Origin of the sequence: Niveispirillum sp. SYP-B3756 (assembly GCF_009495745.1) — a bacterium.
Lineage (GTDB): Bacteria > Pseudomonadota > Alphaproteobacteria > Azospirillales > Azospirillaceae > Niveispirillum.
Window position 1 is genome coordinate 1 of the sequence record NZ_WIDQ01000031.1, and the last position, 17,722, is coordinate 17,722.

The 17,722-nt window shown below is 63.1% G+C and carries 20 protein-coding genes and 1 pseudogene; 10 read left to right on the forward strand and 11 right to left on the reverse strand.

All coding sequences use genetic code 11. From position 1 onward, the window contains the following. Window positions 1-112 precede the first annotated feature (112 nt). Complete coding sequence (locus tag GE253_RS25045) at window positions 113-460, reverse strand: hypothetical protein (protein WP_153206886.1); 348 nt, start codon at window positions 458-460, stop codon at window positions 113-115. A gap of 455 nt (window positions 461-915) precedes the next feature. Here GE253_RS25045 and GE253_RS25050 point away from each other — a divergent pair, with 455 nt between their 5' ends. Both GE253_RS25050 and GE253_RS25055 read left to right on the forward strand, forming a co-directional pair. Beyond that, window positions 916-2,397: a SulP family inorganic anion transporter gene (locus GE253_RS25050; RefSeq protein WP_247878868.1), complete on the forward strand. Its 1,482-nt coding sequence runs from the start codon at window positions 916-918 to the stop codon at window positions 2,395-2,397. A gap of 13 nt (window positions 2,398-2,410) precedes the next feature. Then, window positions 2,411-3,265, forward strand: a complete 855-nt coding sequence (locus tag GE253_RS25055) for a universal stress protein (protein WP_153206888.1) — start codon at window positions 2,411-2,413, stop codon at window positions 3,263-3,265. Window positions 3,266-3,280: 15 nt separating this feature from the next. Here GE253_RS25055 and GE253_RS25060 read toward each other — a convergent pair whose 3' ends face one another. From GE253_RS25060 to GE253_RS25085, 6 genes are read right to left on the reverse strand one after another with little or no spacing between them, the layout of a single operon-like run. Beyond that, window positions 3,281-4,348: an ArsO family NAD(P)H-dependent flavin-containing monooxygenase gene (locus GE253_RS25060; RefSeq protein ID WP_153206889.1), complete on the reverse strand. Its 1,068-nt coding sequence runs from the start codon at window positions 4,346-4,348 to the stop codon at window positions 3,281-3,283. Continuing rightward, window positions 4,345-5,106, reverse strand: coding sequence for an arsenical resistance protein ArsH (gene arsH, locus GE253_RS25065; protein WP_153206890.1), 762 nt, complete (start codon window positions 5,104-5,106; stop codon window positions 4,345-4,347). The genes GE253_RS25060 and arsH overlap by 4 nt, the downstream gene beginning before the upstream one ends. Further along, window positions 5,103-6,179, reverse strand: coding sequence for an ACR3 family arsenite efflux transporter (gene arsB / locus GE253_RS25070; protein ID WP_153206891.1), 1,077 nt, complete (start codon window positions 6,177-6,179; stop codon window positions 5,103-5,105). Before arsB ends, arsH begins: the two co-directional genes overlap by 4 nt. 40 nt (window positions 6,180-6,219) lie before the next feature. Beyond that, on the reverse strand, window positions 6,220-6,645 hold the full coding sequence (arsC, locus tag GE253_RS25075; protein WP_348770951.1) for an arsenate reductase (glutaredoxin): 426 nt from the start codon (window positions 6,643-6,645) through the stop codon (window positions 6,220-6,222). Continuing rightward, on the reverse strand, window positions 6,642-7,148 hold the full coding sequence (locus GE253_RS25080; RefSeq protein ID WP_153206892.1) for an arsenate reductase ArsC: 507 nt from the start codon (window positions 7,146-7,148) through the stop codon (window positions 6,642-6,644). Before GE253_RS25080 ends, arsC begins: the two co-directional genes overlap by 4 nt. Window positions 7,149-7,178: 30 nt before the next feature. After that, entirely contained in the window at window positions 7,179-7,520 is a 342-nt protein-coding gene (locus GE253_RS25085; RefSeq protein ID WP_153206893.1) for a metalloregulator ArsR/SmtB family transcription factor, read from the reverse strand. Window positions 7,521-7,715: 195 nt separating this feature from the next. Between GE253_RS25085 and GE253_RS25090 the strand changes: the two genes are divergently transcribed. The 8 genes from GE253_RS25090 (at window position 7,716) to GE253_RS25125 (ending at window position 12,577) form a co-directional block, all read left to right on the forward strand. Then, window positions 7,716-8,723 carry a permease gene (locus GE253_RS25090; RefSeq protein ID WP_153206894.1) on the forward strand — a complete coding sequence of 336 codons (1,008 nt, stop codon included), beginning with the start codon at window positions 7,716-7,718 and terminating at the stop codon, window positions 8,721-8,723. A 28-nt stretch (window positions 8,724-8,751) separates the two neighbouring features. Further along, window positions 8,752-8,985, forward strand: coding sequence for a thioredoxin family protein (locus GE253_RS25095; RefSeq protein ID WP_153206895.1), 234 nt, complete (start codon window positions 8,752-8,754; stop codon window positions 8,983-8,985). 284 nt (window positions 8,986-9,269) lie between these two features. Further along, entirely contained in the window at window positions 9,270-9,683 is a 414-nt protein-coding gene (locus tag GE253_RS25100) for a hypothetical protein (RefSeq protein WP_153206896.1), read from the forward strand. Then, entirely contained in the window at window positions 9,674-9,877 is a 204-nt protein-coding gene (locus tag GE253_RS25105; RefSeq protein WP_153206897.1) for a hypothetical protein, read from the forward strand. Before GE253_RS25100 ends, GE253_RS25105 begins: the two co-directional genes overlap by 10 nt. 166 nt (window positions 9,878-10,043) lie before the next feature. Next, window positions 10,044-10,841: a hypothetical protein gene (locus GE253_RS25110; protein WP_153206898.1), complete on the forward strand. Its 798-nt coding sequence runs from the start codon at window positions 10,044-10,046 to the stop codon at window positions 10,839-10,841. Continuing rightward, window positions 10,841-11,692 carry a sulfotransferase domain-containing protein gene (locus GE253_RS25115; protein ID WP_153206899.1) on the forward strand — a complete coding sequence of 284 codons (852 nt, stop codon included), beginning with the start codon at window positions 10,841-10,843 and terminating at the stop codon, window positions 11,690-11,692. Before GE253_RS25110 ends, GE253_RS25115 begins: the two co-directional genes overlap by 1 nt. 80 nt (window positions 11,693-11,772) lie before the next feature. After that, entirely contained in the window at window positions 11,773-12,072 is a 300-nt protein-coding gene (locus GE253_RS25120) for a lasso peptide biosynthesis PqqD family chaperone (RefSeq protein WP_153206900.1), read from the forward strand. A gap of 190 nt (window positions 12,073-12,262) precedes the next feature. Beyond that, the gene (locus GE253_RS25125) at window positions 12,263-12,577 is read left to right on the forward strand and encodes a lasso peptide biosynthesis B2 protein (protein ID WP_348770952.1); all 315 of its coding nucleotides are present in this window, start codon (window positions 12,263-12,265) and stop codon (window positions 12,575-12,577) included. A gap of 33 nt (window positions 12,578-12,610) precedes the next feature. Here GE253_RS25125 and GE253_RS25130 read toward each other — a convergent pair whose 3' ends face one another. The 4 genes and pseudogenes from GE253_RS25130 to GE253_RS25145 all read right to left on the reverse strand — a co-directional run. After that, entirely contained in the window at window positions 12,611-14,515 is a 1,905-nt protein-coding gene (locus GE253_RS25130; RefSeq protein WP_153206902.1) for an asparagine synthase-related protein, read from the reverse strand. Between the two features lie 3 nt (window positions 14,516-14,518). Next, window positions 14,519-14,725, reverse strand: a complete 207-nt coding sequence (locus tag GE253_RS25135; protein WP_153206903.1) for a hypothetical protein — start codon at window positions 14,723-14,725, stop codon at window positions 14,519-14,521. A 563-nt stretch (window positions 14,726-15,288) separates the two neighbouring features. After that, the gene (locus GE253_RS25140; protein WP_173012833.1) at window positions 15,289-16,425 is read right to left on the reverse strand and encodes a putative 2OG-Fe(II) oxygenase; all 1,137 of its coding nucleotides are present in this window, start codon (window positions 16,423-16,425) and stop codon (window positions 15,289-15,291) included. 574 nt (window positions 16,426-16,999) lie between these two features. Continuing rightward, window positions 17,000-17,335 (reverse strand): annotated as a pseudogene (locus GE253_RS25145) (integrase core domain-containing protein); the annotation flags it as partial. Window positions 17,336-17,722: the final 387 nt, after the last annotated feature.

Below are 17,722 nucleotides of genomic sequence, written 5' to 3' on the forward strand. Positions count from 1 at the left end.
TGGATAAAACCCCTCTCCGCGAAGCCGTTGACGCAGCATACGACAGTAGCCGAGAGCGCATCAGGATTGCCGATTACCGCCTCGACACTGCTGTCGCTTCGTTGAAATGATGTCACCAGACCCTACAGCTGATGCATTGGCCGTCACGCAATACGGCGGCGATGGGCTGTAGCATCGTGCAGATGGCTGTCAGGGCGTTTTCCGCCTTGCCCTCCTGGACAAAGCCCATCATCCCTTTGATCAGGACCACGCCCAGAATGGCGCTGGCGTCTACAGAATGGCCCAACAGCACGGCGGCACGCAGCAAGAGCAAAATCAGCAGATTGTTGAATTGATCGACGAAACGCCATGGGCCGTTGCGGCCATGGACCGAAAGGCGACGCAGGGCCTCGTCAATGATCGGTCCCGTGGGTTGGCTCTGATGCCGGTCCAGCGCGCCGCCACTGATATGGTGTGCCAATCCGGCTCCGTCGGTCTGCCAAGCATCAGTTGCATCGCCGATATTTCCTATCGCTGCCAGTCAGGATAGATTCTCGGTCAGAACCCCACCCGACCATGACGCAGGTCAAAACGCTTCTCCCAGCGAACAGGTGAGGCCTTGCGTCGCTGCGGGCGGCAGCACATACGCTGCCTCGGATTAAAATGCTTGCGGCAACGGCGGCAGCATTTTATGGATTGATACCTGCTGCAATGCGGCGGGAACGACCAAGTCCCCAGTGACCAGGAACCCGATGTAACCGACCCCATCCACATGCCACGCTGCCCAGCCCTGATGGGGCCTGCCTGTCCATGGCAGCGTTTTGGCGATGGTTGATCCGTTTCTTCACATCGTTCCCCAATCCCCTTCATGCGATCTGCCGACCAAGCGGTCGAGCGCGCATCGCCCTTATTCATCCGGAGCTTTCCTTGTTTGCATTGTCGCCCGCGCGTCTGCGCGCCGAATGGCTTGGCAACATCAAGGGGGATGTCCTGGCCGGGCTGGTCGTGGCCCTGGCTTTGATCCCCGAGGCCATCGCCTTTTCCATCATCGCCGGGGTCGATCCCAAGATCGGCCTTTATGCCTCCTTCTCCATCGCCGTCATCATCGCCTTCGTCGGTGGTCGGCCGGGCATGATCTCCGCCGCGACAGCGGCCACGGCCGTGCTGATGGTGACGCTGGTCAAGGAACACGGGCTGCAATATCTGCTGGTGGCCACCATCCTGGCCGGCATCCTGCAGATCGGCGCTGGTTTCCTGAAGCTGGCTGCCGTCATGCGCTTCGTGTCGCGGTCGGTGATGACCGGCTTCGTCAACGCGCTGGCCATCCTGATCTTCATGGCGCAGACGCCGGAGCTGATCGGCGTCACCTGGCTGACCTATGTGATGGTGGCCGGTGGTCTGGCCATCATCTATCTGGTGCCGCGTGTCACCAGGGCCGTGCCGTCGCCGCTGGTCTGCATCATCGTGCTGACAGCCCTTTCCATCGGGCTGGGACTGGATGTGCGGACCGTGGGGGACATGGGCGAGCTGCCGTCCACCCTGCCGGTCTTCCTGCTGCCGGACGTGCCCTTCACGCTGGAAACCCTGTGGATCGTGCTGCCCTATTCGGCGGGCGTCGCAGCTGTCGGCCTGCTGGAAAGCCTGATGACGGCTTCCATCGTCGATGAGTTGACCGATACGACATCGGACAAGCACCGGGAATGCGTGGGCCAGGGCATCGCCAACATCGCCACGGGCTTCATCGGCGGCATGGCGGGCTGCGCCATGATCGGCCAGTCGGTGATCAATGTGAAATCGGGCGGGCGGGGACGGCTCTCCACCTTCTGCGCCGGCATCTTCCTGTTGTTCCTGATCGTCGTGCTGGGCGACTGGGTGGCGCGCATCCCTATGCCGGCCCTGGTCGCCATCATGATCATGGTCTCCATCGGCACCTTCTCCTGGGTGTCGCTGAAGAACCTCAGGACCCATCCACGTTCCTCCAGCATCGTCATGCTGGCCACCGTGGCCGGCGTGGTGCTGACCCACAATCTGGCCATCGGGGTGCTGACCGGCGTGCTGCTGTCGGGCATCTTCTTCGCCTGGAAGGTGGCGCAGGTCTTCCGCGTGACATCCAGCATCACGGCTGACGGCGCACACCGGACCTACATCGTCGAAGGGCAGATCTTCTTCGCCTCATGCGAGGATTTCGCCGCCGCCTTCGATTTCAAGGAAGCGCTGGACAAGGTGACCATCGACGTCTCCGGCGCTCATATCTGGGACATTTCCAGCGTGGCCACGCTGGACACCATCATCCTGAAATTCCGGCGCGAGGGCGCGGAGGTGGATCTGGTGGGCATGAACCGGGCCAGCGAGACCATCGTCGATAAACTGGCCATCCATGACAAGCCCGGCGCCCTGGAGCGCCTCATGGGGCATTGAGGGAGGATCGAGCATGACCCATTTGACAGCCCTGATCGATGGATCGGTCTATGCGGCCAGCGTCTGCGACCACGCCGCTTGGGTGGCGTCGCGGACGGGTGCCACGGTGGATGTGCTGCATGTTCTGGGCCGCCGCACGGCGTCGGCCGGCATTGGTGACCTGACGGGTTCGTTGACCACGGATGACCGGGAGAGCCTGCTGAGCGAACTGACGGAGTTGGAAGCCCAGCAGGCGCGGGTGGCGCAGAAGAAGGGCCGGCTGATCCTGGAGCAGGTCCGCGCCCGGCTGGAGGCGGCAGGGATCGCTGGTGTACAAGCCAAGCTGCGGCAGGGCGACCTGCTGGAGACCGTGCAGGAGCTGGAAGCGGCCAGCGACCTGATCGTGATCGGCAAGCGCGGGGAGGCGGCGAATTTCGCCAAGCTGCACCTGGGTTCCAACCTGGAGCGGGTGGTGCGCGCCAGCCGTAAGCCGGTGCTGGTGGCCTCCCGTGCCTTCAAGCCGGTGGAACGGTTCCTGGTCGCCTATGATGGTGGCACCAGCATCCTGAAGGCCATCCGCCATATCGCGGGTGGTCCGTTGTTCCAGGGGCTGGACTGCCACATGCTGATGGTGGGGGACGACAATCCCGGCAACCGCCATGGGCTGGAGGCGGCGGCCGATATCCTGCGGGGATCCGGCTATACCGTCACCACCGCTATCAAGCCAGGCCAGCCCGACGAGGTGATCGCCCGTCATGTCGAAGAGGTGAGCATCAACCTGCTGGTCATGGGGGCCTATGGCCATTCCAGGCTGCGCACGCTGATCATCGGCAGCACGACGGCGGAGATGGTCCGGTCCTGCCTGATCCCGGTGATGTTGTTCCGGTGAGATGTCAACGGGACGCTATGTCGGAAACCCCGTCAATACCGCCGCAATTTCCGACGCGGTATCGCGGGCGCTGCGGCCCACGCCGATCAGGGTCGCGGAACCGGGTCCGGTCCAGGTGCCGTAGCCGACGAACCACAGTTTGGGATTGCGACGACAGCGGGTGCTGTCCAAAGCCACGGTTCCATCCGGTTCGATCAGGTCCAACCCGGCAACCGGGTCCAAAGCGGGGCGGAAGCCCGTGCACCAGATGATTGTGTCGATATCGGTCTCGGTACCGTCGGTCCACAGGACGCCTGTTCGGGTGAAACGGGCGAAGGGCCGCACACTGCCCAGATTGCCGCGATCCCGTGCAGCCTTGACCGGGGCGACCATAACGATGTCGCCCAGCCCACCGGGCGGTGCATCCGGCGCGCGACCTTCCTGAAACGCCTTGATACGAGCGGTCGCCCGCTGGAACAGAACCCGGCCATCGACATCATCGGGCAGGAAGACCGGCGGGCGCTCTGTCACCCAGGTCGCATCGGCGACCAGCGACAATTCGGCCTGTAACTGCGCCCCGGAATTGCCGCCCCCGACTACCAGCAACCGCTGCCCGGCGAACCTGTCGGGCCCGCTGTAATGGGCGGAGTGGAGTTGCTGTCCCTCGAACAGTTCTTGCCCTGGATAGTGCGGGACGTGCGGATGGCGCCAGGTGCCCGTGGCCATGACCACGCCCCTCGCCCGCCAGGGACCCTTATCCGTCTCGATCCGCAGCCGGTCGCCGTCATAGATGACCGCTTGGACTTGAACGGGCCGTTCAACAGGGAGGGCGTAGCGCTGCTCATACCGGGTCAGATAGTCAATGACGGCGCCTCGGGACGGGTAGTCATCGCCACCCGGCGGCATCGGCCAGCCCGGCAGGGAACTGTAAGCCGCCGGCGAGAACAGGCGCAAACTGTCCCAGCCGTGCCGCCATGCCCCGCCCGGTGCCGCCTCGCCATCCAGGATGACAAAGTCGATGCCGGCCCGGCGGAGGTAATAGGCGGTGGCAAGTCCTGCCTGCCCACCGCCGATGATGGCGACATCAACCTCGCGCCCTGTCATGACGCCCGGCCCTGTCCGCCACCGACGGCCAAAGTGGCCAGATCGGTCGTGGTATCGACCGGCTTTTCAGCTTCCCGACGTTCAGAATAGCGATCAACCAGCCGGTCGGCATGGGGGCGCAGCAGCACGGTGAAGCGCACCAGTTCCTCCATGACATCGACGATACGGTCATAATAGGCCGACGGCTTCATGCGCCCGGCCTCGTCGAATTCCTGGAAAGCCTTGGCGACGCTGGACTGGTTGGGGATGGTGACCATCCGCATCCAGCGGCCCAGGATGCGCAGGGTGTTGACGGCATTGAAGCTCTGTGACCCGCCCGACACCTGCATCACGGCGAGCGTTCGGCCCTGCGTGGGGCGGATGCCGCCCATGGCCAGGGGCAGGTGGTCGATCTGCGCCTTCATGATGCCGGTGATCTGACCATGGCGTTCAGGACTGCACCAGACCTGGCCTTCTGACCAGATCGAATGGTCGTGCAGTTCGCGCACGGCGGGATGGTCGTCACCCTTCACCTGATCAGGCAAGGGCAGGTCGGACGGATCGAAGATGCGCGTTTCGGCTCCGAAATACTCCAGAAGCCGGGCCGCTTCTTCCACCGCCAGACGGGAAAAGGAGCGTTCGCGGAGCGACCCATAGAGCAGCAGGATGCGAGGCTTGTGATCAAGTGGCCCCAGCCCCAGGGCTGGCTGCTGGTGGGCATAGGCGGGGTCAAGGGCCGGGAGATGAGCCGGATCGGACAGGGTGCGCAGGCGGTTCATGACACGCGCCCTTTCCCCGGTGCGGTGGCCGGATACCAGCGCCGGCCCAGCCATAGCGCCAGTTGCACCATCAAGATCAGCACCGGCACCTCCACTAGCGGGCCGATGACCGCGGCGAAGGCCACGGGGGAAGCGAGGCCAAAGGCGGCGATGGCAACCGCGATGGCCAGTTCGAAATTATTGCCCGCCGCCGTGAAGGCGACCGAGGTGGCGCGGGGATAGTCAGCATCGATCAGCCGCCCCATAAAGAAGCTGACCAGGAACATGATGAAGAAATAGAGCGTCAGCGGTACGGCGATGGAAAGCGCATCCAGGGGCAGCCGCACGACGTCACCGCCCTTCAGGCTGAACATGGCGACGATGGTGAACAGCAAGGCCGCCAGCGTGAGGGGAGAGATCCGGGGCAGGAAGCGGTTCTCGTACCAGCTCTCCCCCTTGGCGCGGATCAGGACCTTGCGGGTCAGGAAGCCGGCCAGGAAGGGGATACCCAGATAGATCAGCACCGCCTCCGCGATGGTCCAGAAGGACACGTTGATGACGCTGCCCTCCAGCCCCAGCAACGGCGGCAGGAAGCCTAAGAAGAACCACGCATAGATACTGAAGAACAGGATCTGGAAGATGGAGTTGAAGGCCACCAGCCCCGCCACATATTGGTTCGACCCACAGGCCAACTGGTTCCATACCAGCACCATGGCGATGCAGCGGGCCAGTCCGATCAGGATCAGGCCGGTCATGTAATCCGGCTGGTCGGCCAGGAAGAGGACGGCGAGCGCAAACATCAGCACCGGCCCGATGATCCAGTTCTGGACCAAAGACAGGGCCAGGATGCGCTTGTCGGCGAAGACCTGATGCAACTCCTCGTACCGCACCTTGGCCAGCGGCGGATACATCATCAGGATCAGCCCGATGGCAATGGGAATGTTGGTTGTGCCCACCGACAGCCGGTCCAGGGCGGCCGGCAGCCCCTCGAACAGGCTGCCCAGCGCTACGCCCAGGGCCATGGCCGTGAAAATCCACAAGGTCAGGTACCGATCCAGGAAGGACAGGCGGCGGGCGGGTGCGGCTTGGCTCATGATGGCGGACCTTGGGAACGGGTTTGGAAAACGGGGCCGATCAACGCAGACGGTTGCCGGCCGCATCCACGACGGCCTCGCCATCTTCCTTGGCGAAGGCGGTCTTCTGCGCGTCAGGCAGGATGTCCAGCACCAATTCCGACGGCCGGCACAGGCGCACGCCCAGAGGCATGACCACGATGGGCCGGTTGATCAGGATGGGATGCGCCATCATGGCATCCAGCAGCGCGTCGTCGGACAGCGACGGATCGCCCAGCCCCAGCTCGGCAAAAGGTGTGCCCTTCTCGCGCAGCAATGCACGCACTGGCACACCCATGCGGGCGATCAGGTCGACCAGGGTTTCGCGCGACGGCGGGGTCTTCAGATACTCAATCACCGTCGGTTCCACGTCGCTGTTGCGGATCATGGCCAACGTGTTGCGCGAGGTACCGCAGGCGGGGTTGTGATAGATGGTGATGACGGTCACGCCATGGCTTCCTGCTGGCCCATTTCCGCCAGCTTGCGTTTCAGGGCCAGCTTGTCCAGCGAGGTGAGCGGCAGACTCATGAACAGCTGCAACCGGCGCTGGATCTGGCGGAAGACATCGGCGGTGAAGGCCGCCTTCTCCGCCTCGCTGCCGGTGGCGGAAGAGGGGTCGGGGAAACCCCAATGCGCCGTCATGGGATGGCCGGGCCATACCGGGCAGACCTCGCCGGCGGCGTTGTCGCAGACGGTGAAGATGAAATCCATCTGCGGCGCGTCCGGGGTGGCGAACTCATCCCAGGTCTTGGAGCGCAGGCCCGCTGTGTCGTGGCCCAGATGCTCCAGCAGGTCCTTCACATAGGGATTGATACGCCCCGATGGCTGGCTGCCCGCGCTGAAGGCTTGGAACCGGCCCTTGCCCTCCTTGTTCAGGATGCACTCCGCCATGACGCTGCGGGCTGAATTATGTGTGCACAGAAACAGCACATTGAAAACGCGCTCGGACATGATGTCTCCTTCGGGGAGTGTCGGTTGGGGTCAATCCGGTCCATTGTCGCAGCAGGCCACGGCCTGGATGCCGCCGCAAATCTCGGGCCGGCCCTGGCAGCATTCTTCCATCAGGAAGGCCACCAGTTTGCGCGTGCCCTCGTAATCGGTGGCATAGAAAATCTGCCGCTGCACCCGCCAGGACCGCAGCAGGCCCGCCCGCTCTAGAATCCCCAGATGATGGGACAGGGTGGAGGCGGGTACGCCGACCTGGGCGGCGATCTCACTGGCATGCAGGCCGTTGGGTCCCCGCTGCACCAGCAGACGGAAGATGGACAGCCGCGTTTCCTGGGCAAGGGCCGCGAAGGCCTCTGTAGCGTGTTTTGATTCCATAATTCGATTATTATGGAATTATAATTGAATGTCCAGCTTGTCACAATCCGCGACAGCGGCGGCGGGTGAAACGGCCCTCTTGCCGTCCGGAGATGAGGTGCTAACCCGCAGTTTGCGATATATCAACGCGTTCAACCGCGTGGGGCCTTACTGTCCGACCTGAGCTTTGATCGCCGCAACCCGGAGACCAGACCCATGTCGTCCCTGTTCTCCTGGCTCAACGACCAACTGCTGAAGATGCAGTGGCTGTCAGATTTGGTTTCCTGGCTGCTTTCGTCCGTGCCGGGCTTTGATCCGGCCAGCCGGCTGGGTGGGAGCGTCCATTTCTTCATCTATGACACGATCAAGATATTCATCCTGCTCTGCGTGCTGATCTTCAGCATCTCCTATATCCAGTCCTATTTCCCGCCCGAACGGTCGCGGCGTATCCTGGGCCGGTATAGGGGCGTCGGGGCCAATCTGATCGGGGCCTTGCTGGGGACGGTGACGCCGTTCTGTTCCTGCTCGTCGATCCCGCTTTTCATCGGCTTCACCGGGGCGGGTTTGCCCCTCGGCGTCACCTTCTCCTTTCTGATTTCGTCGCCCCTGGTCGATCTGGCCTCGGTGATCCTGCTGGCCAGCATCTTCAACTGGTCCATCGCCATCGCCTATGTCCTGATCGGGCTGGTGCTGGCGGTCCTGGGCGGCACCCTGATCGGCCATGCCGGCATGGAGGATCACGTGGAGGATTTCGTCCGCACGGCGCCCGTGTTGGATCAGGGTGAGACGGACCTGACCCGGCGGGAACGCATCGCCTTCGCCTGGGGGCAGGTGCGCGATATTGCCGGGCGCGTCTGGCCCTATATCCTGATCGGCGTCGGCATCGGTGCGGGCATCCATAACTGGATTCCGGCGGACCTGATCACCGCCTTGATCGGGCAGGACAAATGGTGGTCCCCCATCCTGGCCACGTTCGTCGGGGTGCCGATGTATGCCGATATCTTCGGCACCCTGCCGATCGCCGAGGCGCTGGTGGCCAAGGGCGTGGGGCTGGGCACGGTGCTTTCCTTCATGATGGCGGTGACGGCCCTGTCGCTGCCGTCGCTGATCATGCTGAAGCGCGTGGTCAAGGGGCCGTTGCTGGCCTTGTTCTTCGGCATTGTCGTCACCGGCATCCTGGTGATCGGCTATCTGTTCAACAGCATTTCCCATCTGCTGGTCTGATGACCGGCAGCCCATCAAGGAGACGGACATGGATATCAAGGTTCTCGGGTCCGGTTGCGCCAAATGCAAGGCGACCGTCGATATACTGACGAAAGTGGCCGCGGCCAAGGGAGCGTCGATCACCCTGACGAAGGTGGAGGATATCCGCGATATCGTCGGCTATGGGGTGATGTCGACGCCGGCCGTCGTCATCGACGGCAAGGTCGTACATGCCGGCTCGGTTCCCAGCAGCGACAAGGTGGAGGGTTGGCTGCACGGCTGAGATGGACATGTACTGGAGATGCTTGCCAGAGGCAGGGAAGGTCTGTCCCGCCCGCCAAGGTGGTTATGGTTTTGTAATCCTGGAAACTTAAAAATGTTGGCGCCATATTCTACAGAGAATATGAATCTGGAGCGCCTTCATGGATATCCAAGCCGCCGCCCGCCCCCTGGGCGGCACAAGGGTTCTCTTTGCGGACTAAAAAAATTGAGGATTCTCCCTTTTTGTTGCGGCTCTACATGTCCGTGCGGATGGTGGGACTGGGGTCGACGGGGTGGCCCGAGGCGATGAAGCACGCCTTCCTGACCTCCCAGTTCACGTTTCAGACGCGCCACTACGCCGCTGCCTACGCCGATCCGGATTTCATGATTCTGACCTGCGGAGACGAAACGGTCGGACGGCTGTATCTTGCCCACACCAGCGCGGATTTGCGCGTCGTGGACGTGTCGCTGTTGCCGGAACGGCGGGGGGGGGGGGGCGGGCTTCTTCAGGCCGTGCAGGTGCGGGCGGCGGACCATGGTCGAACGGTGAGTCTGAGCGTGGACATGCGGAACCCCGGCGCAAAATCTCTATCGCCGCTTGGGTTACGTCGAGGATGGAACGGAAGAACCATCCTGGCGTATGATCTGCGCGGCACCATCGGCGCTTGCCTTTTCCCCATCTTCCCGCATATGGTTGAGGCTGACGCCTTATGGAAATGAAGGCAGGCAACGCCAAACGCCTTGAAGGTAAAACCATGAATTCGCGTGACTCCTTGAATCCGGTGAATGCCGCGCCCGTTCTTGGCAAGAAGGCCTGGATGGCTCCTGAAATCCGCGATCAGGCCATCAAGAGCCTCACTGAACAAAAAACCAACCAAACGAATGAAACGGATCCGGCTTTCGGCCCGTCGTAACGCAGGTCTGTCTTCTAATTTGTGCTGGTGTCGTTAATCATAGAGATGATCGTTGTTTTATTATCGAGTCTGCGGTCTTGCCGTCGCATCTGATTTTTCTCTTCCAGGGATGGTGATCGCAGACGAGGTCTTGTCTCAGACGGATGTGCGCGTTCGGTGCGGAACGGTGCCAGCGGTGCTGGGCGCCGCAATTCGGGTCGGGCCGACGTGGCAACTTGACGACACCGCTTTTCTATTTCGGGTTCCACAAGTCGCGCGTTTCCTCGTCACAAATGGAAACGAGGTTGTCGTTGATCTCCACGCGTCGTCGACCGCCACCGATGCCGCGCCCTTCCTGCTGGGCACTGCCTTCGGCGTCTTGCTTCATCAGCGCGGACAGCTTGTTTTGCACGCCGCCACCCTTTCGTATCGGGGCCGGGGGGTGGCCTTGTGCGGCGTCACCGGCGCCGGGAAATCCACCCTGGCGGCGGCGCTTTGCCAGGCGGGTTGTGATTTCGTTGGCGACGACGTCGCCGCCATCCGCTTCGTTGACGGCGGTGTGCCCACCATCTTGCCAGATGGGCGGCAGCACCGATTGTGGATGGACGCTGTCGAACAGCTTGCGCTGACCGATTGTCTGGGACCGCCAGTTCGACCATGCCTTAAAAAATTCCACGTCGATCCGCCGAGGATGGCGGTGCAAGGACCGACGCGGCTAACCATGATCGTCATCCTGCGGAAAGCGGATTCACCAGGTCGGTTCGATTTGACGCCGCTGGATCCTGTCGACGCCGCTGCGTTGGTGCGCGACGAGGTGTATCGCTCAAAGACGGCCGGCCATCTGGGGCGCGACGCTGACCTGTTCCGGCAGATCGCCGCCTTGCTCGGTCGGGTTCGGGTTTTTCTGCTGGACCGCGCCATGGACTTCGCATTGCTGGACGACACGGTCGCCGCTGTGCTCGCGCAGATTGACAAGGAGGTGTGATGCCGTCCGGGGGCAAGATCGTTTGGCTCGCCTCTTACATGAAATCAGGCAACACATGGCTTCGGTTGCTGATCGCCAATTATCTTTTCGCAACCGACGCGCCAATCGACATCAACCGGATTGATCTGAACAGCCCTTATCCGGTTCGGAAGGATTTTCTTGAGGAAGAAAGTATCGTTGATCCAAATCTGCTCAGCTTTGACGAAACAAACCTTCTCCGCTCCATCATTATGGAGGATTTTGTCCAGCGGTGCGACAGGATCAATTGCATCAAGGTCCATGACAAACATGGCGTCACCATCGATGGCACACCTCTCTTCGGGCGGGGGAACGCTTGGTCAGTGGTTTATATTCTCCGCGACCCGCGCGACGTGGCTGTATCGCTGGCGTTTCACTACAATGTGACATTCGACCGCGCGATCAAGATGCTGAACAATCCCAAACAGCGGATCGCTGGATATCGTGGCAAATACGTCCCGCAGGTTGAGCAAGGGATCAGCGATTGGAGCACCCATGCCGCAAGTTGGGTCGACCAACCCGATTTTCCCGTCCATATCCTGCGATACGAGGATTTGCGGGCCAATCCGGTGGAGGCGTTCGGCGCGGTGGTCGCCTTTATGGGGCTTGAAATGCGACCGGAACGGGTGGAGCGCGCCGTTCACTTCAGCGATTTTACAGAGTTGCAACGTCAGGAGCGCCAATCCGGTTTCTCCGAACGCTCGTCGCGATCAACTGCGCCCTTCTTCCGATCCGGTCGGGTTGGAGCCTGGGCCAAGGTTCTGACCACGGCGCAGAGCGACGCCATCGCCGCTGCTCACCACCCGATGATGGAACGATTCGGGTATTTGTGATAAGCATTCCGGGCAAAAATGCCCACCGAGCGGCGCGGCTGACGCTGGGGCCATGCAGGGACAAGACGACGGAGACATCCATGAACAACCCGACGGAAGCTTGCGGAACGCTTGGCCGCGCCGATGGCCTGCTGACCGCCGATGTCGACGGGGAACTGCTGATGATGAGCGTCGAGCAGGGCCGTTACTTCAATCTGAACTCCGTTGGCTCCCGCATCTGGGAACTGCTCGCGGCGCCGGTGGCGGTCGATGGGCTGGTGGACGCGCTGACCGCTGAATATGACGTGGCCCCCGACGAGGCCCGCCGGGAGGTCGAGCGTTTTCTGGGCGCGTTGCGCAAACGTGGCCTGCTCGTCACGGACAATGCGTCGGCTGCGTAAACTCCTCACCCTGCCGTTGGCGGATCAGTGGCTGGCGACGGAGGCGGCGGTCTGGTTGGCGTTGGCGCAGCTTATGCTGGCGGTTTTGCCCTTCCCGTGGATCGCGATCAACCTTGGTCCCCTGGCGCGTGAACGATCCGATGGAGCAGTCGCCGCGGTCGATCTGATTCGGTAGGCCCAAGTCCGGCTGATCGGTCAGACGGTTGAGCGAACCGCCCGCCATCTGCCATGGACAGCACTTTGCTTGCCCCAGGCGCTTGCCGCCAGGGCCATGTTGGGCCGCCGCGGCATTCCCGCCACCGTGCATTTCGGCATGGCTCTGTCCGATGACGAAACGACCGATCAAGAGGCGACGGTGGGTGGGCGGCGGATGCTGGCCCATGCCTGGGTGACGGTTGGCCGGACGGGGGTGGTTGGGACGCCCGCCGCCGGGCGTTTCGCCGTGGTCGCCCGCTTCACCCATGAAACGGGCGACCACGAAACGGACGACCGAACCGCTGGGTGACAACGCGCCGCATCCGTGATGCCGCCGCGCGTGTCAGTGATGTTGCCGAATATAGGAAATAAAGCGCAAAATACGCGGGACCGTTTCCGCAACCTTGCGCAAAGCCCGGTCGCCACCCAATTCGCCCGAGCGGCGCAACGCCTCTTCCGGGGGCGGCAAGGCGCGCAAACGCTGTTCCAAAGCCTCCAGATCGAACAACGCGTTGATCCGTGGGTGTCCGCGCAAGTCGGAAAGCTGATGGAGCAGCGTGTCGCGTTGCAGGGCGACGACCAGGGAGGCCTCGGGAAAAGGGGTATGCTTGGAGGAGTTTTTAAGGATCTTGTCCGGCAGGATTCCAATCATGGCGTCACGATACAGCCGCCGCGAAACACCGTCGCGCAGGAACAGCGCACTTGGCAACGACAGCGCGAATTCGATCACCCGACGGTCGAGCAGGGGGAAAGCGGCGGCAATGCCGGTGCGGGCGCCGGTCAGCGCCCAATGTTCGGGCCGCCGCGTCAGAACCGGCCCGTTCAGGAGGTTCAGGCGATTGGCGACGGCGTTGGGGCGCATCGGCGGCGACGGCGGGGGGACGCCGCCCATCGCCTCATGGCGCAACAGCAGCCTGATTGAGGTCATTGGCGTGCTGTCCCGCGTTCTGCCGAGCAGACGCCGGACGAAGGTCTGAATGGCGTCTGGCAGCAGATAATCCAGCACCTGACCGCGCAGCGTATCCGTCATCAAACAGCCCCTGGCGACGGACACCGCCCGAATCTCGCGCGCGAACCTCCTGCAGCGCCCGGTGAGCAGCGCTTCGGCCAGGGCGCCGCGACCGTTGAAGGATGCCCCCTCGTCACCGCCCCACCCTGAAAGAAGAATCTGTGCGCCACGCGCCGCCGCGTCCATGCAGATCCACGCGTTGGGATCGGCGGGGTCAAACGGCAGGGGTTGATCGCAATCCATCCGGGGCAGCAGAAAATCCAGCGGAGGGCCAATGCGCGCGGGGATGCTGACGATGTCCGGTTCCTGGTCCAGCACCGTTTGGGCGAGCGGACCTTCGCCGTCCGGCGCATAGTCTCCCTGCGGCGTCGGCAGGAATGGGTAGGCGAGCAACGGGCGCCCCGTCGCGCGCAAGGCGCGGGCGGCGAGGACGGTGATGGAGGGGGAATCAAGCCCGCCGCTCAGGTGAGTCGCCACCGGCCCGGTTTCCGGCAGGCGGACGCGGACCGCTTGCGTCACCAGCGCCGCCATCTCTTCGGCGGCCTCTTCCGGGCGGCAACGGTTCTGGCCTGCGGTTGCCGGGTCGAGCCGCCAATGCCGCCCGCTCTCCCGCCGACGCGCCGACACCCGCATCCACGCCCCCGCCGGAAGCCGTTCAACGCCGCGAAGCACGGAACGGTTGTTTGGCGTCCCGCGCATCAAAAGCGTGCTCAGAAGGGCGGCCTCGTCGAGTTCCCGGGCGACGAAGCCGCTGGCGGTCAGGCCCCGAGGCAGCGAGGCGAAGGCGAATACCCGATCCGGTTGATCGTTGATGAAGAGCGGTCGGACCCCCATGCCGTCACGGGCGCACAGCAGCGTTTGATCGCGCGGATCCCAAGCGGCCAGGGCGAAGTCGCCGAAAATGCCGCCAAGCCCTCCGTCGGACCCGTCCCCCCTCCGACGTTCCAGCGCGTTCAGCAGCGCTGCCTCGTCGGTTTTTCCGTTTGCGCCTTCGTAGAGTCGGGCGTCGGCGGCCAGCACGAGACCGCTCGCGCCGTGCGGCAGGCGGGCGGGCGGGTCAACGCGCGGAATGGCGGCGGCTGGCGCGAATTCAAGCGTGGCGAGCGCCATCGGCCCCTCAGTAAAACTCGCCACCGCAGGGGTCAGGCCCGGCTCGATCATAGCGGCGACCATGGCGGCGAGCCGCCCGGCCTCAGCCGGTCGGCTGTCAAGATGGAGGAATCCGCAGATCAAACGCATGAATCATGTCCGTGATGGTGGCGTGCGGGCGTCGCGTTCCACGGTGGCGTTGGGCGACGTGAAACGTTCAGCGCGTTCCTGCGGCGACAGGATCAGGTCGGCTTGCCAAAGGGCCAGCGCCTTGACCGGGGATAATGGCGCACCGTCTGTCGCGTCGCCGGTCAGAAAACGCAGCCCGGCGTCGAATCCTGGCGTCTCTCCCCTGGTCAATTGGACCTGAACAAAGCCGCGCGCATAGGCGGCGACGTCGATGTGTTTGGCAACGCCCGCCTTCTGCGTGGATCACCGCCGAGGCGAGGGGGGGGGCCACATAAGCGGACGGGATCATGACGTGCGAGTGCACGCCGGTCAATGCCCGATCCGTCGTTTTGTCGGACGGACCGGTTCGCGTGTCGATGTGCCGTCGGTAGAACGCGCCATCGCCATGGGCGGCAAGCTCAATCTCCAACTGGTCCAAATCGCAAGATGACAGGCGCAGATCGGCGACGGTCGGATCCATGACCGCCAGAAAACGGGCCTCCAACGCGCCTCCAACGCGCCTCGCAACGATCCGAAATCCCATAGAACCCGTGAGACGCGGATCTCGGGATTAATTGCCCTGTCGCCAACCCAGGTGGGTCCGAAGGCATCTCGGTTGTGGCTTCAGCGCGGGCCAGCAACTGGCCGATCAGATCGGGTCCGAGAAAATTGCGGATCACCCGGTGGGGGCGGGTTGCTCGAAAGCGCGCAGGGCGGGCGCGGTGCTCATGCTGCGATCCTGGTTCCGTCTCTGGTCAGGGCGTCGGCGCTTGGTCGCACGGAAGGACGTCGAGCGCCACGCAGATTCGCGGCTCGCTCAGGCCTGTGGGAACGGTCCCATGCCCAAGGAAGGAGGGAAAAATCAGCAACGTTCCGTCCTGCGGCTCCACGCGCCAGCGTGGAAAATCCGGCAAGGATTCCCCGATGAACCGGGGCCAGGGGCCGAAGGCGAGCGATCCCGGTGGCGGCGCCTCGCGCTCCGCCCCTCGCGTCTCGCTCGTGGGAACGCGCGCGTAGTAGACGACGGTCAGCCAGCCTTGCGGATGGATGTGAGTCTCCTCGTGCCCGTCATCCGACAGGACCAGCGCCCAACCCTGCAACCGCGCCGTTTGCGGGCGATGGGCAATCAGCGGGTGCAGCGCGTTGAGACGCTCCGCCAGATAATCATCAACCTGTCGGCGAACGACGGCCAGCAGATTGCGGATCGCCGGATGTTCAACGCTGGCCAGCCCTTCAAGGCGCAGATTGCGTCCATGCGTCGGCTTGGTCTCCGGCGATGGGGCGAGTGCCGGGTGCGTCAGGATCGCCTGGGTCAGTTCGTCATTGTCGATCAGCCCGGTATCCAGTTCGATCCGGCGGCACAAATATTCCGGGTCGATCAAGCGAACAACGTCCGTCGTCCGACCGGCCAAGGAAAGCGCGGCGGACAGATAGGCGAGGTGAAGGGTGGAGCCGAAGCCGCCGTCGATGGCCCCCCGACACAAGCTCGCCAGATCCTCGGCGGCGCCGCGCGTCAGGCAGTCGTTCGCGAAGGCGCCCAGCACCGTGCTGTCGCTGGGATTCTCGTCCAGAACCTGCGTCGCCGCCGTCCGGGCCTCGTCGATCCGGTTCAGGGCGTAGAGGGCAAGGACCCTTTGCCGGCGCGCGTCTCGCGCGGTTCCGGCGATTTCCGGGGCCAAGACCCTCAACGCCAAGTCCGGCTGGTCGCAGGCGATCGCGGCCTGCGCCAACTCACACGCGAGCGCGGGCGTCAGCGCGCCTTTTTCCGCAAGCGACGACAGAAGGTCGCGGATTTCCGTCCATCGCCGATCATCCCGAAGGGCGACCGCAAGATCGAGCAACAGATCGGGGCGGTCGGGGTGCGAGGTGACGGCGGCGCGCAGCAGCGGCAAGAAAGACCGGGCGGGCGGGCGTCGGCTTGGCTGGTCCATCCGCCAAACGATCTGGGGTCCGTGGGTTGGCATCATTCTGTCGCCCTGCTTGATCTGGTGGGAGAATGGATCAAGCGGCGCTGGAGAGTAAAGTCACGTGCGCGCCATTCCGAAAGGCCGCGCGATTCAACCGCGACCGATGACCGACGCAAGCGGGCCGGGAATGGACGGCGCTGACCCTCGCGCAAGGGATTGATTGGTCCGTCATGCTCCTATTGCTTGCTTTTGCCGAATTGATTTCCGCCCGATACGGGTTTTTTCCCACTTGGCCAGCCCCGCTTCGGAGATGAGGTTATGCGGTCCTTGCTTTCCGGCCTTGGGTCGGACGATGTTCGTCCGGATGATGACGCGGTGGGGGGCGATTTGGAGATGTTCCGCTGGAAGAATGGCCCGATCTCCAACACGGAGACATACGCGCTTCCGGTGATTCGGTAGAGATCGCCGCTGTCGTTCTCTCTCTCAATAGCCAGTTTAACTACATTGTTATGGTCCAATGTGAACCGCGCCGGGATTGTCGGCGGCAAAAGTTCGTGAGTCACGCCGCCATTTGCTGAGTGCTCACGGCATCATGATAGCGTTGATCGGCCTCGGCGGGCGGGATATTTCCGATAGGTTCCAGCAGGCGTCGGTTGTTGAACCAGTCGACCCATTCGAGGGTCGCGTATTCCACAGCTTCAAAGGATTTCCAAGGTCCCCGCCTGTGGATGACCTCCGCCTTGTAGAGGCCGTTGACGGTTTCGGCCAAGGCATTGTCGTATGAATCACCGACGCTGCCGACCGACGGTTCGATGCCGGCCAGGCCCAGCCGCTCGGTGTATCGGATGGACAGATATTGGCTGCCCCTGTCGGAATGGTGGACCAGTCCGGATTTCCCCGCCTGCGTATCCCATCGCTTCCGATCAATCAGTTCGGTGACATGCTCACTATGACTGATGATCGTGACCATCATCCCTTCTGGTGCGCAACCGAGGACCGGCGCGCGGCGCATTAGCGACGCAAGCGCGCCGGGACCGGTTGTCGCCGCGCAACGCTTCGGCCTCAACAGGACCCAGCCGCAGGCTGGGCTTGTAGGCGCCAGAGCGGAACATGAGAATTTAATTATCCAAAGAATTCTTTATATGTAGGGTCTGGTGTAGGCGCAAAGTTAAAATGTCAGTCCTGAGCAAGATAGAAATGTCAGTCTCTGGATCGGTTTTGGCCGGTTTTGGGGGCTGTCATGGGCTGGCTGATGATGAGCGATCGGGATGTCCGGCGTGTT

Coding starts and splice junctions, on each gene's coding strand:
- GE253_RS25055 (WP_153206888.1), top strand. CDS start 2,411: ATGACCCATTTGACAGCCCTGATCGATGGATCGGTCTATGCGGCCAGC.
- GE253_RS25060 (WP_153206889.1), bottom strand. CDS start 4,348: ATGACAGGGCGCGAGGTTGATGTCGCCATCATCGGCGGTGGGCAGGCA.
- arsH (WP_153206890.1), bottom strand. CDS start 5,106: ATGAACCGCCTGCGCACCCTGTCCGATCCGGCTCATCTCCCGGCCCTT.
- arsB (WP_153206891.1), bottom strand. CDS start 6,179: ATGAGCCAAGCCGCACCCGCCCGCCGCCTGTCCTTCCTGGATCGGTAC.
- GE253_RS25080 (WP_153206892.1), bottom strand. CDS start 7,148: ATGTCCGAGCGCGTTTTCAATGTGCTGTTTCTGTGCACACATAATTCA.
- GE253_RS25085 (WP_153206893.1), bottom strand. CDS start 7,520: ATGGAATCAAAACACGCTACAGAGGCCTTCGCGGCCCTTGCCCAGGAA.
- GE253_RS25090 (WP_153206894.1), top strand. CDS start 7,716: ATGTCGTCCCTGTTCTCCTGGCTCAACGACCAACTGCTGAAGATGCAG.
- GE253_RS25095 (WP_153206895.1), top strand. CDS start 8,752: ATGGATATCAAGGTTCTCGGGTCCGGTTGCGCCAAATGCAAGGCGACC.
- GE253_RS25100 (WP_153206896.1), top strand. CDS start 9,270: ATGAAGCACGCCTTCCTGACCTCCCAGTTCACGTTTCAGACGCGCCAC.
- GE253_RS25105 (WP_153206897.1), top strand. CDS start 9,674: ATGGAAATGAAGGCAGGCAACGCCAAACGCCTTGAAGGTAAAACCATG.
- GE253_RS25115 (WP_153206899.1), top strand. CDS start 10,841: ATGCCGTCCGGGGGCAAGATCGTTTGGCTCGCCTCTTACATGAAATCA.
- GE253_RS25120 (WP_153206900.1), top strand. CDS start 11,773: ATGAACAACCCGACGGAAGCTTGCGGAACGCTTGGCCGCGCCGATGGC.
- GE253_RS25130 (WP_153206902.1), bottom strand. CDS start 14,515: ATGCGTTTGATCTGCGGATTCCTCCATCTTGACAGCCGACCGGCTGAG.